At 69.8% G+C, this 15447-nt stretch carries 14 protein-coding genes; 8 read left to right on the top strand and 6 right to left on the bottom strand.

The features are described 5' to 3' along the window. Positions 1-8: 8 nt before the first annotated feature. The 3 genes from AB0J67_RS10895 to AB0J67_RS10885 form a co-directional block, all read right to left on the bottom strand. Positions 9-536, bottom strand: a complete 528-nt coding sequence (locus AB0J67_RS10895; protein WP_363479472.1) for a single-stranded DNA-binding protein — start codon at positions 534-536, stop codon at positions 9-11. Positions 537-636: 100 nt separating this feature from the next. After that, positions 637-927 (bottom strand): 30S ribosomal protein S6, encoded by a 291-nt coding sequence (gene rpsF / locus AB0J67_RS10890; protein ID WP_120317645.1) that lies wholly within the window; start codon positions 925-927, stop codon positions 637-639. 329 nt (positions 928-1256) lie between these two features. Next, the gene (locus AB0J67_RS10885) at positions 1257-2075 is read right to left on the bottom strand and encodes a hypothetical protein (RefSeq protein ID WP_363479468.1); all 819 of its coding nucleotides are present in this window, start codon (positions 2073-2075) and stop codon (positions 1257-1259) included. Between the two features lie 183 nt (positions 2076-2258). Between AB0J67_RS10885 and AB0J67_RS10880 the strand changes: the two genes are divergently transcribed. Together AB0J67_RS10880 and AB0J67_RS10875 are read left to right on the top strand one after the other, a co-directional pair. Then, the gene (locus AB0J67_RS10880) at positions 2259-3044 is read left to right on the top strand and encodes a deoxyribonuclease IV (RefSeq protein ID WP_363479465.1); all 786 of its coding nucleotides are present in this window, start codon (positions 2259-2261) and stop codon (positions 3042-3044) included. A gap of 10 nt (positions 3045-3054) precedes the next feature. Next, positions 3055-4935: a hypothetical protein gene (locus tag AB0J67_RS10875; RefSeq protein ID WP_363479462.1), complete on the top strand. Its 1881-nt coding sequence runs from the start codon at positions 3055-3057 to the stop codon at positions 4933-4935. Here the strand turns inward: AB0J67_RS10875 and AB0J67_RS10870 are convergent. The 3 genes from AB0J67_RS10870 to AB0J67_RS10860 form a co-directional block, all read right to left on the bottom strand. Continuing rightward, the gene (locus AB0J67_RS10870; RefSeq protein ID WP_363479459.1) at positions 4922-6406 is read right to left on the bottom strand and encodes a glycosyltransferase 87 family protein; all 1485 of its coding nucleotides are present in this window, start codon (positions 6404-6406) and stop codon (positions 4922-4924) included. The genes AB0J67_RS10875 and AB0J67_RS10870 overlap by 14 nt on opposite strands. Before the next feature lie 160 nt (positions 6407-6566). Further along, positions 6567-9521, bottom strand: coding sequence for a transglycosylase domain-containing protein (locus tag AB0J67_RS10865; protein WP_363479456.1), 2955 nt, complete (start codon positions 9519-9521; stop codon positions 6567-6569). Positions 9522-9524: 3 nt separating this feature from the next. Beyond that, positions 9525-10004: a DUF5318 family protein gene (locus AB0J67_RS10860; protein WP_363479453.1), complete on the bottom strand. Its 480-nt coding sequence runs from the start codon at positions 10002-10004 to the stop codon at positions 9525-9527. Positions 10005-10252: 248 nt separating this feature from the next. Between AB0J67_RS10860 and AB0J67_RS10855 the strand changes: the two genes are divergently transcribed. The 6 genes from AB0J67_RS10855 to AB0J67_RS10830 all read left to right on the top strand — a co-directional run bounded on the left by AB0J67_RS10855 (position 10253) and on the right by AB0J67_RS10830 (position 15334). Next, positions 10253-10909 (top strand): PadR family transcriptional regulator, encoded by a 657-nt coding sequence (locus AB0J67_RS10855; RefSeq protein WP_363479450.1) that lies wholly within the window; start codon positions 10253-10255, stop codon positions 10907-10909. Positions 10910-10967: 58 nt separating this feature from the next. After that, positions 10968-12047: an inositol-3-phosphate synthase gene (locus tag AB0J67_RS10850; RefSeq protein ID WP_363479447.1), complete on the top strand. Its 1080-nt coding sequence runs from the start codon at positions 10968-10970 to the stop codon at positions 12045-12047. A 188-nt stretch (positions 12048-12235) separates the two neighbouring features. After that, positions 12236-12706 carry a DUF6584 family protein gene (locus AB0J67_RS10845; RefSeq protein WP_363479444.1) on the top strand — a complete coding sequence of 157 codons (471 nt, stop codon included), beginning with the start codon at positions 12236-12238 and terminating at the stop codon, positions 12704-12706. Between the two features lie 81 nt (positions 12707-12787). Next, positions 12788-13285, top strand: coding sequence for a DUF6584 family protein (locus tag AB0J67_RS10840; protein ID WP_363479442.1), 498 nt, complete (start codon positions 12788-12790; stop codon positions 13283-13285). A 45-nt stretch (positions 13286-13330) separates the two neighbouring features. Further along, positions 13331-13834 (top strand): NfeD family protein, encoded by a 504-nt coding sequence (locus AB0J67_RS10835; RefSeq protein WP_363479439.1) that lies wholly within the window; start codon positions 13331-13333, stop codon positions 13832-13834. Between the two features lie 21 nt (positions 13835-13855). After that, a complete protein-coding gene (locus AB0J67_RS10830; protein WP_363479436.1) occupies positions 13856-15334 on the top strand; it encodes an SPFH domain-containing protein in 1479 nt (492 codons plus the stop codon). Positions 15335-15447: the final 113 nt, after the last annotated feature.

Genomic DNA, 15447 nt, shown 5'->3' with positions numbered 1-15447 from the left:
AACACCCGTCAGAACGGTGGCTCGTCGTCGTAGTTGCCACCCGAACCGCCTGCCGGAGCAGCCGTGGCCCACGGGTCGTTGTCGGCGAAACCGCCGCCGCCGCCCGAGTTGCCACCACCGCCGCCGGAACCGGAGCCGGCGCCGAAGCCGCCGCCACCACCGCCACCGGAACGGGTCATCCGCTGCACCTTCGCCGTGGCGTTACGCAGCGACGGGCCGATCTCGTCGACCTCGAGCTCGTAAACGGTGCGCTTCTCACCCTCGCGCGTCTCGTACGACCGCTGGCGCAGCCGGCCCGAGACGATGACGCGGGTGCCCCGGGTCAGCGACTCGGCCACGTTCTCGGCCGCCTGGCGCCACACCGAGCAGTTCAGGAACAGCGTCTCGCCGTCCTTCCACTCGTTGGTCGCGCGGTCGAGGGTGCGTGGCGTCGAAGCGACGCTGAACTTCGCCACGGCCGCACCCGACGGGGTGAAGCGCAGCTCCGGGTCACCGGTCAGGTTCCCGATGACCGTGATGGTGGTTTCTCCAGCCATGACCTTCTCCTCGGTTCACATATGTTCTGCCGCAAAGGTTCCCACAGGGATGCGACAGCACACGTGAAGCGGTCCGGGCGTCGCGGTTACCGCTGAAAGGTCAGCGGACTTCCGGACGGATGACCTTGGTGCGCAGCACGGACTCGTTGAGTCGCAGCTGACGGTCCAGCTCGGCAACGGCCGCAGGCGTGGCCTGCAGGTCGATGACGGCGTAGATGCCCTCGGCCTTCTTGTTGATCTCGAAGGAGAGCCGACGACGGCCCCACACATCGAGCTTCTCGACCGAGCCACCCGACGTACGGATCACGTTGAGGTACGTGTCCAGCGACGGGGCGACGGTGCGCTCCTCGAGACTGGGGTCGAGGATCACCATGACTTCGTAGTGACGCAAGACGTACTCACCTCCTATGGGCTGACGGCTACGGACTGTCCGTAGCAGGAGGTCTGCGTCGTTCCGTGCGAATGCCGCGGGATAGGCCCGCGGCACACGGAACCTGGTCATGTTACCTGCTCCCGCGTCCGGCGCCCGCGTCGCGGTCCCCGGCGGCGTGGTGTGCCCGCCCACAGTCGGCATCCGGACAACGAGACAGGGCCACCGTTTCCGGTGGCCCTGTCTGCGAGATGACCGCGGGGCGCTCTGTCCGACTGCTGGGTGGGACCTGGGGAGGAACGACCACACCGACGATGTTGGAGAGAAACGCCCCGCGGAGACTATGTAGTTTACGCGAACTCTGCCCGAGTTGCCCGCTGAGCGATAATAGCGCGGATTGCCCCGGCTGACACGCCAACGACACACACTGTGGCGATAATTGCCAGAAGTCCGATTGGCCCCTTGTCCGGAGACGAGGTGCTGGCCTTCGGGTCCATCTTCTCGCCACCGGGGCCGACCAGCGACACCGAGGGCGACTCCTCCGCGTCGGGCAGCTCGTCACCGCTGCCGGTCGGCTCGGTGAACAGCGGACCGTCCGGCGACGCGGGCAGCTCCGCGTCCGTGGACGCCTCCGGCCCGTTCGGGGTGCGGCCGGGCTGCGGGTCGCGGTTGGGCTGCGCCGACGCCTTCGGGCTGGGCTTGCTCGACGGCTTCTTGCTCGGCGAGGAGCTCGGCGACTGGCCGCCGCCCGGGTTGCCCGGGGCCGACGTCGCCTTGCTGACGACCTCGACGGTCAGCGGCTCGAAGGTCGGGTTGAGGTTCAGCAGGCACTCCGGCACCATCGCGACCTTGACCGGCCCGCGGTGGAACTGGACCTCCACGGTCTGGCCGTCGGAGACCGACGCGCTGTCCTTGCCGTCGATCTGCAGCGTCGCGCCCTGGCCGAGGCCGTTGGTGAGCTTGACCTTCGACTCGGCGGCAACGGTGATCTTCGGTGTGGCCGGCTTCGAGCCGCAGAGCAGCAGGCCCAGGCCACCACCGCTGAAGCTGACGCCGGGCGCGGCCTCGGGCTCCGCGGCCGTGGCCGGGTGCGCGCCCAGCAGCGGCAGGCCCGCGAGCAGGCCGGCCGCCGCGAAGGCAGCGGCGCGCCGTCGGATGGCGTACGACATAAGCACTGTCTCCCCCTGGGGCGTGCGCCCCGGAATCCGGTCGCCTCGCGGGGGGCGAGGAGGCACGCCCGCAGGTCCCCGGCTGGGGAAGCACGGTGCGGCACTGGAATCAACGCAAGAACTTCGCTCCGGTTGCGGCAGCGGGGCGGGGCAGTCCCGGCGCGGAGCGGTAATACTGGTCGAATGCTTATCGGGGCCCACGTCGATTATGAAGATCCACTAGCCGAGGCGACGGCACGAAACGCCGACGTCGTCCAGTTCTTCCTCGCCGATCCGCAGGGGTGGAAGGCGCCCGAGGCGCGCCCGGACGCGGACGTGCTGCGCGACAGCCCGGTGCAGATCTTCATCCACGCGCCGTACGTGATCAATCTCGCCTCGACCAACAACCGGATCCGCATCCCCAGCCGCAAGCTGCTCGGCCAGCACGCCGCGGCGGCGGCCACGGTGGGCGCGGCGGGCCTCATCGTGCACGGCGGCCACGTCAACAAGGGCGAGGACGTCGCGGTCGGCATCGAGAACTGGCGCAAGGCGCTCCAGCAGGCTCAGGACGCCGGCGGCCTGCCCGTGCAGGTGCTCATCGAGAACACCGCGGGCGGTGACAGCGCCTGCGCGCGCCGCTTCGACGAGCTGGCCCGGCTCTGGGACGCGGTCGGCGACTTCGGGGTGGGCTTCTGCCTCGACACCTGCCACGCCCACGCCGGCGGCGAGGAGCTGCTCGACATCGTGGACCGGGTGAAGGCCATCACCGGCCGCATCGATCTCGTGCACGCGAACGGATCGCGAGATGGATTCGACTCCGGGCGCGATCGGCACGACAATCTGACGGTCAAGAGTGTTGAGCCCGGGATGATCGACCCCGAGCTGGTGGCCGCTGTCGTACGGGCCGCCGGCGCGCCGGCCGTGGTGGAGACGCCAGGCGGCACCGAGGGGCAGTCAGCCGACATCGCGTACCTGCGCGCACACCAGTAGAGGGGAACCTGTGAACGGGACCGACGCCGCGCCCGCCAAGGAGCCGACCACAGTCAAGGAACCGGCCGCCCCCCGCCACGCCGCGCCCGAGCCGGAGCCGGTGGAGGAGGACGCCTTCGCCCGGTTCAGCCCGGCGCCGGAGGAGAACCCGACCGGCGTCCGCCGGGTGCTGCGCGGCACCCGGCGCGCGCTGGTGCACGAGTGGGCGCTGGCGGCGTACGCGTCGCTCGTGCTGGCGGTGGTGATGACCTGGCCCACCCTGCGCTACCCGGGTTACACGATCCCGCAGGACACCGGCGACCCGACGCTGCAGGCGTGGCAGATGGCGTGGTCCGGCCACGTGCTGAAGACCGACTGGTCGCAACTGTGGCACTCGAACAGCTTCTACCCGGAGAAGTACAGCTTCGCCTTCTCCGACACCCTGCTCGGGTACGCCCCGGCCGGCCTGTTCGGCACCGGCCTGGAGGCGGCGCTGATCCGGTACAACATCATGTACGTGCTGCTGCACGCGCTCGCCTTCTTCGGCGCGTACGTGCTGGTGCGCCAGCTCGGCTCGGGCAAGACCGGCGCGGCCGTGGCCGGAGCCGCGTTCGCGTACGCGCCGTGGCGGCTGGCGCAGGCCGGGCACATGCACGTGATGTCGGTCGGCGGCATCGCGCTCGCGCTGGCCATGCTCGCCCGCGGCCACGGGTACTCGCTGCGCCACGGCTACCGCCCCGAGCTGCGCAAGCCCGGCTGGGCGCTGGCCGGCTGGATCGTCGCGGCGTGGCAGATCAGCCTCGGCTTCGGCATCGGCCTGCCGTTCGCGTACGTGCTGGCCGCGATCGTGCTCGTGTGCGCCGTGTCGTACCTGGTGCACCGGAAGTGGATCTGGAAGGACCAGCCGAAGCCGTTCGGCTGGCGCCTGTTCTCCTTCGACGCGGTCGGCGGCCTGATCTTCGCGGCGACCGGCGGCCTGCTGGCGCTCGCCTACTTCAAGGTGATCGAGCTGCACCCGTACGCGGAGCGCTCGGACGTCGAGGTGGGCTGGTACTCGCCGACCCTGCTGGGCTTCTTCACCGCCCCGGCGCAGTCGATGCCGTGGGGCGAGGCGCACACCGGTGCGCGCGAGTCGCTGGGCTGGGCGGCGGGGGAGGGCAGCCTGCTGCCCGGGTTCGTGCTCTACGGCCTGGCCTTCGCCGGCCTGGTCATGTCGGTGTGGAAGCTGCGCCAGCGCTGGCTGCTGTTCGGCGGCGTGGTGCTGACCATCATCCTCGCGATGGGCACCAAGTTCTTCGGCGGCCGCCCCGGCTACATGACGCTCTACGACATCCTGCCGGGCTGGAGCGGCATCCGGACCCCGGGCCGGCTCATCATCTGGACCACGCTGCTGCTGGCGATCCTGGCCGCGGGCGCGATCACCGCGTTCGTGGAGCAGGCGCGCACGGTCTCGGTGGACCGGGTGCCGTCGCGGCCGCACCCGCTGCTGCGGCTGGCCACCATCCTGCCGGTCGCGCTGGTGCTGGCCGAGGGCCTCAACGTGACCGAGCACCCGGTGGTGCCGCTGCAGCCCGCCTCGATGGCCACGGCCCAGGGCCCGCTGCTGGTGCTGCCGAGCGACCCGCTGATGGACATGAAGGTCATGGTCTGGTCGACGGACCGGATGACGCCGATCGTCAACGGCAACAGCGGCTTCACGCCGGCCACGCTCGGCGAGATCCGGGAGCTGTGTAAGGCGTTCCCGGATCAGGCGAGCGTGGCCCGGCTGCGCGAGCTGGGCGTGAAGACCGTGCTGGTGCTGCGCGAAGAGGTGAAGGGCACGCCGTACGAGGCGGCGCTCACGACGCCGGGCGACGGCCTGGGCCTCCAGCGCAACGAGACCCAGGACGCCGTCGTCTTCACACTGAGCTGACCGCCGGCGGACGATCCTCGGAGAGCTCCGCGGACGGCCCGTTCCCCTCCGGGAGCGGGCCGTCCGTCTTGTGTACGGGCAGCGGGCCGTCCGGGAGCACCCGGTTGAACACGCCGCCGTCGGGGTCGCCGAACTCCGGGTACGCCTGGCGCACCACGTCGCCCTCCGGCCGCAGGATGTCCCGGATGACCAGCACCACCAGCGCGATGACGGTGCCGAGCCGCAGCAGCGAGGCGAACACGAACACGCCCTCGGGGAACACCGACTTGCCCGACGCGCCCATCAGCTCGCCGTAGAACGCGACGAAGTAGCAGACCTCGGCGATCTGCCAGACCAGGAACGCGCGCCACTTCGGCCGGGCCAGCACCAGCAGCGGCAGCAGCCACAGCGTGAACTGCTGCGACCACACCTTGTTGGTGATCAGGAAGACGGCCACGACCAGGAAGGCGAGCTGCGCCACCCGCGGCGGGGTCTTCACCCACAGGCTGAAGACCACCAGGCCGATGCAGCAGAGCGCGAAGATCCCCAGCGACAGGTTGGTGACCGTCGGGACGTCGTTCCACAGCTGCAGCCCGAACGGGTCGAAGTGCCGCGCGACGTACCAGGAGGTGCCCCAGTCGATGATGCGCTCGGAGTTGAGGTCGAGGAAGCGCCGCCAGTTCTGGAAGTTGATCAACATGACCGGCACGTTGACCACCAGCCAGGCGACCGCGCCCGCCGCGATGGAGGTGAGCATCGGGCCGTACTTCCGCGAGCGCAGGCCGAGGATCAGGATCGGCAGGAACAGGAAGCCCGGCCAGAGTTTGGCCGCCATGCCCAGGCCCAGCAGCGCGCCCGCGGCCACCGGATAGCGCCTGCCCCACAGCCACAGCCCGGCCACCGCCAGCACGATGGCCAGCAGGTCCCAGTTGACCGTCGCGGTCACCAGCAGCACGGGGGACAGGGCGAACAGCGCCGCGTCCCAGGGTCTGCGCCGGCGCATCGAGATGATCATCGCGACGGTGGCCAGGGCGAACAGGCTCAGCACGAACGCGTTCGCGTCGTAGAAGTACTGCGCCTGGTTGATCGCCGGGTTCTTCTCCCCGAGCGCGTGCACCGGCAGGCCCAGCGCGCCCATGAACGCGCCGGTCAGCACCGGGTACTCCACCGGGTAGTCGACGTAGGGCACCGCGCCCTCGTTGAGGTGCTCGGCGTAGTACAGCGCGAGCACGTCGGTGTAGCAGAAGTGGGTGTACTGCTTGTAGTCCGCCCAGGCGCCGTCCCGGCAGGGCGACTTCTGCACCCAGTGCAGCGCCAGCATCAGGCAGGTGAGCGCGAGCACGATCCGGGCGGCCGTCCAGAAGCGCCCGCCCCGCGAAGGCGTCTCCGGCACCGCGTGCTCGCCCAGGGGTCCGCCGATCGCCTCGCTCAGCCCGCGGACGAACCCGTCCTCGCGGGCAGGCGACACCACGTGCTCACGAACATCACTCATAGCACGACATCCTGCCTCAGAAAACCGGGTAACGCAGCAGCACCCGCCAGTAGTCCGTGCAGCGGGCGGCCCGTCCGCCCCCAGCAGCGGCGGACCGGCCCCGGCGCGAAGAAGGGCCTCCCCGGTGGGGAGGCCCTTCTGCACCGCTGTCACCGGTCGGCTAGTTGCCGCCGCCGCACGGCTTCCCTGTGCCGAAGCCGCATGATCGGCTCGGGGTCGGGGTCGGGGTCGGATTGTTGTTACCCGGATCGCCCGGGTTGCCGGGGTTGCCCGGGCCGGGGTTGTTCGGGTCGTATCCCGGGCAGCCCGGCTGGTTCGGGTTGAAGATGCAGACCGCCGGGTCGAACGACGGGGTCGGCTCGACGCCGTCACCCGCCGCCTCGTCGCCGATGTTGCCACCGGTGCCGTCGGCGAGCTGCTCCTTCTTGAGCTTCATGCTGGAGTGGGCCGTGTTCATGAACCGTTCCCAGATGTCACCGGGCAGCCCGGAACTGGTGATGTTCACCTTGCCCTTACCCGGCTTGTAGATCGGGTCCGAGGCGTTCTTCACGTTGCCGACCCAGATGGCCGCCGCGATCTGAGGGGTGTAGCCGACCGTCCAGACGTTGGAGTTGGCGCCCTTCTTGACGAGGCTCTCCCAGGTGCCGGTCTTGGCAGCCGCCTCGCGGCCGTCGTCCAGCGCGTGACCGTAGCTGCGCGGCATCTGCTTGAGCACGCCGGTGACCTCGTCGGCCACCTCCTGCCGGATCGTCCGCTTGGGCTCGCGCTTCTCGCCGGTGCCGGGCACGATCTCGTACTTACCGGTGTCCTTGTTCTTCCGCTCCACCTTGATCACGAAGTGCGGCTTGTTGTAGACGCCGTGGTTGGCGAAGGTCGCCATGCCCGAGGCGTGGTCCAGCACGGTGATCGGGTACTGCCCGAAGGCGACCTGGTAGTCGAACGGGTCGCGCTTGCCCTTGATGACGCCGGGCTTGGTGAGGTCGCGGGCCTTGCCGTCATCCGTCGACCACATGGTGCGGACGCCGGCGGCCCTGGCCATCTCGAGGACCTTGTCCGCACCGAGCTTCTTCGCGATCTTGAAGAACGGGACGTTCAGCGAGAGCCGGGTGACCTCCTCCAGCGTGCAGTTGGTGCCGCACTTGAGGTCGCCCGGGTCACGACCCGAGTTCTGCACCGGCGCCAGGCCGCACGTGTCGTACTTCTTGCAGTTCTTCGCGGTCAGCGGCGTCGGGTCCCACTTGGACTTGATGGAGATCCCGTTCTCGATCGCCGCGGCCAGCGTGTAGATCTTGAACGAAGAGGCCGCGGGGTGACCGCCGTCCTCCCACTCGGTGCCCTCATTGATCTTGCCCGCGTAGTCGATGCCCGTGCCGTCGGCGCCGCCGTAGTAGGCGATCACCCGGCCGGTCTTCGGGTCGATCGCCACACCCGCGGCGGTCACGTTCTTCGGGTACCCCTTGAGCAGGGTGTCCTTGCCGTTGTACTTGACGTCGATCGCCTTGACGACGTTGTTCTCACACTTCTTCTTCTCGCCCTCGCCGGTGCAGACCTCCGCCCACTCGAACGTGCGGAAGAGCTGCGCCTCCAGGGCCTTCTGCGCCCGGGTGTCGATCGACGTGGTGATCCGGTAGCCCTTGTTGCGCCAGTCCGTGATGCCCCAGGCCGCCATCTCCTTCTCGACGTACTTCTGGATCACGAAACCGGTGCCGGTGCCCTGGACGCCGGTCTCGCCGGACTTCGCCGAGTACTTCTTGACCGCCGGGTACTGCATGGCGTCGCGCTTGGTCTTGTCCAGCCGGCCCATCTCGACCATGTTGTTCAGGACGTAGTTCCAGCGCTCTTTGTTGGCGTCCGGGTTGAAGTGCGGGTCGAAGCCCTTGGTGCCGTCGGCCTCGTTCGGCTCGGGCTGCTTGAGCACCGCGCCCAGCACCGCGGCCTCCTCGACCGTCAGCTTGTCGGCCGGCTTGCCGAAGTAGGCCTTCGCCGCCGCGCCGACGCCGTTGGAGCCCCGGCCGAACCACACCGTGTTGACGTAGAAGCCGAGGATCTCGTCCTTGCTGTGGTCCTGCTCCAGCCGCCGCGCCATGACCGCCTCGCGCAGCTTGCGGGCGTAGGTCACCTCGAGGTCCTTGGCGGCGTTACGCGCGTACTGCTGGGTGATCGTCGAGGCGCCCTGGGTCTCGCCGCCGGTCAGGTTGTTCCAGGCGGCACGGGCGATGCCCCACAGGTCGATGCCGTCGTGCTCGAAGAAGTTCTTGTCCTCGCCCGCGATCAGCGCGACCTTCACCTCGTCGGAGAGGGTGGCCATCGGCACGATCTCGCGGTTCTCGCCGCCGAGCTTGGCGATCTCCTTGCCGTCGGCGGAGTAGACGAACGTGTTCTCGTTCTGGCTGAAGTCGCTCGGCTCGGGCACCGTGTCGTAGAAGTAGGTGCCGCCGATCAGGCCGCCACCGGCGAGCAGCACGGTGACGGCGATCGAGGCCAGCACGATGCTGCGGACCTTCTTCTTGTTGTTCTTCTTGCCGGCGCCGGACTTGCCCGCGCCGGCCTTGCCGGGGCGCCCGTCGCCGTCGGGGTCGCCGTCGAGGTCGGTGCCCGGCGGGCGCACCACGGCGCGGCCGGCCGGGCCGCCCACGGTCGCGCGGCCCGCGGCGCCGCCGACGGTCGCCCGCCCGGCCGCGCCCACGGACGCCGCGCCCACGGCCGCGCGCCCGGCCGGCGCACCCACCGATGCCGCACCCACCGCTGCCGCGCCCACCGCCGCGCGGCCCGCGGCGGGGCTGACCGGCGGGCTCACGGGCGCCTGGCCGTAGCCCTGGTCGCCGTAGCCGCCGCCGTAACCGCCCTGGGCACCGTAGCCGCTGCTCTGGCCGCCGTAGCCGCCCTGGCCGCCGTAACCACCCTGGTCGCCGTAGCCGCCGCCGCTGCCGGCCTGGCCACCGTTGGGGTACTGCTGCCCGTGGTCGGACTGGGCGCTCGACGAGTAGTCGTAGCCGTAGTCATCGGGGGATGGCACCGAGGCGCGGCCCGAGTTCTGCACCGGGGGCTGGTATGACTGACGGTGATACTCGTCGTCATACCCGTTGCCGGCGTGAGGGTCGCCGTACGAAGTCATCTGTCACACCGTTCCGGTCGGGGATGTGGCGGTGGCGGCAGTGGAGGACGGCTGGGGGGCCGTCCGGTGCGCGCGTCCCAGAAGGTACTGCTCCACCAGATGGTTCCAATCGCAGCCGCGGCAGACCTCGACTACGTAAACCTGAAACTCACCGAGCGTATCGGCCAGCACCGCGAGCTCGGCACGCGAGCGTGCCTGCCCGGCGGACTGCTTGAGCTGATCGCCGTAGATGTAGTGCACGTTCATCACGTACTCGCGGCGGCAGATGGGGCACCGTTTCTCGGTGGCCTCACCGTGGAACCGGGCCGCGCTCTTCAGGTAGGGAGAGGCGTCGCACACCTCTGACGTGCCGACCCTTCCCGCGTAAACGTCTCGCAGCAGCGCCCGCCGCTGGAGTGAGTAGTCAACGAACCCGTCCCGGCGGGTGTTACCCGCCGGTCGCCCCCCGTTTGAGGGCACGGTGATCCGTTGCTGCGCGCGCATGAAAAGCAGGGTAACTCCTACTTCGGCCAGCCGCGACCGCCGTCACACAGCGTGACCAGGGCATGAGCCTAGCGCTCAAAGATCACGTACGGGCGTGACCGTACGCACCGCTGTATTGCCTCGACGTGTCCCCGCGTTCTAACGTAACGATGTATCGGGCCGATACATCGGGGGAGCGGAGCGGCTCCCGACCGGCCCGACACGGACCGCCAGACGTACAGCGAGACCGAACGAAGGGGGTGGCCGACGTGCTCGACCTGGCCATCCTCGGCCTGCTGCATGAATCCCCGATGCATGGGTATGAGCTGCGCAAGCAACTCAGCACCAAGCTGGGCGCGATCCGCGCGGCGATCAGCTACGGCTCTCTCTACCCCACACTGCGGCGCCTGCAAACGGCCGGCTGGATCACCGAGGCCGGGGAGACCCCGGCCGACGACGCCGACGTGCCGCCGTTGACCAGTCGCCGGGGCAGGGTGGTCTACAAGATCACGGCCGAGGGCAAGGAGCGGTTCCAGGACCTGCTGGCGCAGGTGGGGCCGGAGGCGTACGAGGACGCCGCGTTCGGCGTGCACTTCGCCTTCTTCTCCCGCATCGACGTCGACATCCGCCTGCGCATCCTGGAGGGCCGCCGCCGCAAGGTGGAGGAGCGCCGGGAGGGCTTCCGGGAGGTGCTGCAGCGCGCCGCGGAGCGGCTCGACGCGTACACCCTGGAGCTGCAGCGACACGGCCTGGATGCCGCGGACCGCGAGGTCCGTTGGCTGGAGGAGCTCATCGCCAACGAGCGCTCCGGCCGCACACCACCACCGCGCGGTGCCGAGGGCGAACTGCGCCCTCCGTCGCCGCGCGCCACGGATTCCACACCACCGCTCACGGCCCGACCGGGCCCTGACGACTCCGCCGAGTGAGTTGGGCGACCCCGGCCGACCGGCCGGACGCCTGAAGATGAAGAAGGAGGCAGGAGCTATGGGCTCCGTCCGCGTTGCGATCGTCGGTGTCGGTAACTGCGCCTCGTCCCTGATCCAGGGCGTGGAGTACTACCGCGACGCCGACCCGTCCGAGCGTGTCCCCGGCCTGATGCACGTCGACTTCGGCGGGTATCACGTCCGCGACGTCGAGTTCGTCGCCGCGTTCGACGTCGACGCCAAGAAGGTAGGCCGGGACCTCGCCGAGGCCATCGTGGCCAGCGAGAACAACACCATCAAGCTGTGCGACGTGCCGCCGACCGGCGTCACGGTGCACCGTGGCCCGACCCTGGACGGCCTGGGCCAGTACTACCGCGAGATGGTCGAGGAGTCCGACGACGCCCCGGCCGACGTGGTCAAGGTCCTCAAGGACGCCAAGGTCGACGTGGTGGTCGCGTACCTGCCGGTCGGCTCGGAGGAGGCGGACAAGTTCTACGCCCAGGCCGCGATCGACGCCGGGTGCGCCTTCGTGAACGCCCTGCCCGTCTTCATCGCCTCTGACCCGGTGTGGGCCAAGAAGTTCGAGGACGCGGGCCTGCCCATCGTGGGCGACGACATCAAGAGCCAGGTCGGTGCCACCATCGTGCACCGCGCACTGGCGAAGCTGTTCGAGGACCGGGGCGTCGAGCTGCTGCGCACGTACCAGCTGAACTTCGGCGGCAACATGGACTTCATGAACATGCTGGAGCGCAAGCGGCTGGTCTCGAAGAAGATCTCCAAGACCCAGTCGGTGACGTCCCAGATCCCGCACGAGATGACCAAGGGTGATGTGCACATCGGCCCGTCGGACCACGTGCCGTGGCTCGACGACCGCAAGTGGGCCTACATCCGCCTGGAGGGCCGCTCGTTCGGCGACACCCCGCTGAACGCCGAGCTCAAGCTCGAGGTGTGGGACTCCCCGAACTCGGCCGGTGTGATCATCGACGCGGTGCGCGCCGCGAAGATCGCGCTGGACCGCAAGATCGGTGGCCCGATCCTGTCCGCTTCGAGCTACTTCATGAAGTCGCCGCCGGTGCAGTACAGCGACCACGACGCCCACGAGGCCGTGGAGAACTTCATCAAGGGCTCTGTAAATCGTTGATTTCGAGCGCCCGCCTGAAAAATGTGAGCGGGCTAACTCATTCACTGATCGATGGCCTGTCTACTGCGGAAATCGACGTACGTCACGCGGTAGATAGGCCATCGTCTGTACTAATAGGGCGTTGACGCGCAGCTTTAAGGCACGCTCGGTGTATGGACCACTGGCGCACAGTTATGCATAGTTGGCTCATGGCCAAGTCTGATTTGATGGATCGGGTGACCACGGACCTGTCCCGTGGCCATACCTACCCGGCGATCCAGCGTATGCACAGCCTGGTCGCCGCACACCCCACCGACCTGGATCTACGGCGCAGGCTTGCCGTGATCTACCGGGCCACCGGCAACGCCGTCGAAGCCGGCCGCTGGTCCTACCTGGACGAGGCCGCCGAGCCCGACGAGCTCGCCGCGTTCGAGACCAGCTTCCCCCCGCACCGCCGCCTGGAAGCCCTCCGCTGGCCGGTCGGCGTCCCCGCCCCCACCGACGCATCCCGGGAGCGGCTCGCGCCGCTGCTCGCCCTCGCCACGGCGGCGCAGGCACCGGCCTCCCAGGCAGCCCGCCGATCCCGGCGACTGCAGACCGCGGCGGCCGTCGCGGTGCTCGGCGTGCTCGCCGCACTCGCCGTCATCGGCGTGCGCACGGTCGCTGAGTGGATCTTCTGACGCCGATACGACAGGTGATCTGTGACCCGGCCGTTATAAATGCCACTGGCGTGGTGACCACTCCTCCATAAGGATCAGTGCGTGGCAAAGGCGGACGTACTCGCCCGGGTGCGCGCCGATCTCGCGGCCGGGCATACCCACATGGCGGTGCAGCGCCTGCGTACGCTGCTGGCCGCCCTCCCGGACGACATCGAGATCCGCGAGCTGCTCTCCTCCATCTACCGGCAGACCGGCAACCCGGTCGAGGCGGGCCGGTGGGGCTTCCTCACCGATGACGTACGCGAGGCGGAGCTCACCGCGTTCGCCAAGGCCAATCCGGACCCCTGGCAGCGGCTGCGGCTGCTGCACTTCCAGGGCGACACGGTCCACCTCTCCGAGACCGCGGCGCAGCGGCTGGTGCTGCTCGCCGACGAGGCCGAGCGCTCCGGCCCCCCGACGGCCTGGTCCGGGTCGTACCGGGCACCCAGCCGCAAGCGCGGCGTCGCCCTGCCCTGTCTGTTCACGATCCTGGTGCTCGGCGTCGCGCTGTTCTTCGCCGGCGTCGGCGCGCTCAAGGTGCTCGGCTGGGTCGTCGAATGAGGCCGTGACGGCCCGCTGTTGCCCGAGGTCGCTACCTTTCGCGGCGTGGGTACGGCGACACTGATCTTTCTGATCATCGGAGCACTGGGCATCGTCATCGCGGCCATCGCCGTGCTCGGCGGCGACCTGCTCGACCTCGGCGACGGCTTCGTCTCCACGGAGATCGTGGCGGGCCTGCTCGGCGGCTTCGGCTTCAGCGCCGCCATCATCAACGAGCTCTTCGGCGACGACGTCGGGCTGGCCGCGGTGCTGGCCCTCGGCGTGATCACCGCCATACCCCTCGCGCTGCTGTCCGGGCTGCTCGTCGACCGGATGTCCAACATGCGCACCGACGCCACCCCGACCCGCGCCGACCTGGTCGGCACCAGGGGAGTGGTGGTCACCCCGATCCCGGCCGGCGGCTTCGGCGAGGTCCGCGTGCGCATCGGCGGGCAGCCGGTCAAGCTGTCCGCCCGCGCCGAGCGCCCCGTGCCGCTGGGCACCAAGGTCGCCGTGGTCTCCGCGGTCAGCGACACCAGCGTGATCGTCCAGGAAGTCCCGGAGCAGTAGCTCCCCGGAAGAAGGAAGGCAATGACAGCCCTCACCATTGCGATCGCCGGCGGCGCACTCCTCGCGCTCCTGCTCGTCCTGTTCGTGCTGTCCCGGATCAAGGTGGCCGGGCCCAACGAGGCGTTCATCGTCACCGGCCGCAAGGGCCGCTCGATCGAGAACGCCGACGGGGTGCGGTCCACCGACCTGTCGGGCCAGAAGGTCGTCATGGGCGCGTCCGTGTTCGTGCTGCCCGTCGTCCAGAAGCTGCAGGTCCTCGACCTGTCCAGCCGCCGCATCCACGTCGAGATCACCGGCGCGGTGAGCAAGCAGGGCATCCGCGCCAACCTGCAGGGTGTCGCGATCGTGAAGGTGGGCGGCACCGAGGACGCCATCCGCGCCTCCGCCCAGCGCTTCCTGCACCAGCAGGCCGAGATCGAGGAGTTCACCCGCGAGGTGCTGGCCGGTGCGCTGCGCTCCATCGTCGGCCGGCTCACCATCGAGGAGATCATCCGGGACCGTGCCGCGTTCGCCTCCGCCGTCGCGGAGGAGGCGGAGCACTCCATGACCAACCAGGGTCTGGTGCTCGACACGTTCCAGCTGCAGGACATCCTCGCCGAAGGGTCGTACCTGCAGGACCTCGGCCGGCCCGAGGCCGCCCGGGTGCTCAAGGACGCCGCCATCGCCGAGGCGCTGGCCCGCCAGCAGGCCGAGCAGGCCCGGCTCAAGGCCGAGGAGTCGATCGCCGAGGCCCAGCGGAACCTGGCCCTCAAGCAGGCCGCCATCCAGGCCGAGATCGACGCCGCCAAGGCCGTGTCCGCCGCGGCCGGCCCGCTGGCCGAGGCCGAGCGCCAGCAGGTGATCATCGCCGAGCAGCGCAAGGTCGCCGAGCAGAACGCCGAGCTCAAGCAGCGCCAGCTCGACACCGAGGTGCGTAAGCCCGCCGACGCGGCACGGTACAAGGTCGAGCAGGAGGCCGAGGCCGACCGCAACGCCCGGGTGCTCGCCGCCGACGCGGCCCGCCAGGCCACCATCGCCGCCGCGCAGGCCAACGCCGAGCAGTCCCGGCTGACCGGTGAGGGCGAGCGGGCCCGCCGGGCCGCGCTGGCCGAGGCCAACGCGATCGAGGGTGCCAAGGAGGGTGAGGCCGAGCAGCGGCGGCGTACCGCGATCGCGGACGCGGTCGAGCGCGAAGGCACCGCCGAGGCGGCCGCGATCCTGGCCCGGGGCCAGTCCGAGGCCGAGGCGATGCGCCTCAAGGCCGAGGCGTTCGCCCAGTACGGCGAGGCGGCCGTGCTCGACCTGCTGGTCAAGATGCTGCCGCAGGTCGTCGCGGCGGCGTCCGCGCCGCTGGGCGCGATCGACAAGATGACGGTGATCTCGACGGACGGCGCCAGCTCGCTGACCAAGAGCGTGGCCAGCAACGTGGCCCAGGGCCTGCAGCTCGGCAACGACCTGACCGGCATCGACCTGCCCGCGCTGCTGGCGCGGGTGACCGGAGCCTCCGCTCCGAAGGAGTGAACCGCCGCTGCGGACGTTCCCACCGGACACCGGTGCCCACCTGCTCGAACAGGCCGGCGACCACCCCGCCGCCGCGGCCGCCTTCCGCGCCGCCGCCGCCCGCGCCACCAGCC

Source organism: Catellatospora sp. NPDC049609, assembly GCF_040675365.1.
Classification (GTDB): domain Bacteria; phylum Actinomycetota; class Actinomycetes; order Mycobacteriales; family Micromonosporaceae; genus Catellatospora.
The sequence above is the reverse complement of the archived record's forward strand: the minus strand, read 5'-3'. Positions and strand labels throughout refer to the sequence as shown.

What these genes read in the sequence shown, in the direction of transcription:
- AB0J67_RS10860 (WP_363479453.1), bottom strand. Translation starts at nt 10,004, where the DNA reads ATGCGCGCGCAGCAACGGATCACCGTGCCCTCAAACGGGGGGCGACCG.
- AB0J67_RS10830 (WP_363479436.1), top strand. Translation starts at nt 13,856, where the DNA reads ATGACAGCCCTCACCATTGCGATCGCCGGCGGCGCACTCCTCGCGCTC.
- AB0J67_RS10895 (WP_363479472.1), bottom strand. Translation starts at nt 536, where the DNA reads ATGGCTGGAGAAACCACCATCACGGTCATCGGGAACCTGACCGGTGAC.
- AB0J67_RS10880 (WP_363479465.1), top strand. Translation starts at nt 2,259, where the DNA reads ATGCTTATCGGGGCCCACGTCGATTATGAAGATCCACTAGCCGAGGCG.
- AB0J67_RS10870 (WP_363479459.1), bottom strand. Translation starts at nt 6,406, where the DNA reads ATGAGTGATGTTCGTGAGCACGTGGTGTCGCCTGCCCGCGAGGACGGG.
- AB0J67_RS10850 (WP_363479447.1), top strand. Translation starts at nt 10,968, where the DNA reads ATGGGCTCCGTCCGCGTTGCGATCGTCGGTGTCGGTAACTGCGCCTCG.
- AB0J67_RS10885 (WP_363479468.1), bottom strand. Translation starts at nt 2,075, where the DNA reads ATGTCGTACGCCATCCGACGGCGCGCCGCTGCCTTCGCGGCGGCCGGC.
- AB0J67_RS10865 (WP_363479456.1), bottom strand. Translation starts at nt 9,521, where the DNA reads ATGACTTCGTACGGCGACCCTCACGCCGGCAACGGGTATGACGACGAG.
- AB0J67_RS10845 (WP_363479444.1), top strand. Translation starts at nt 12,236, where the DNA reads ATGGCCAAGTCTGATTTGATGGATCGGGTGACCACGGACCTGTCCCGT.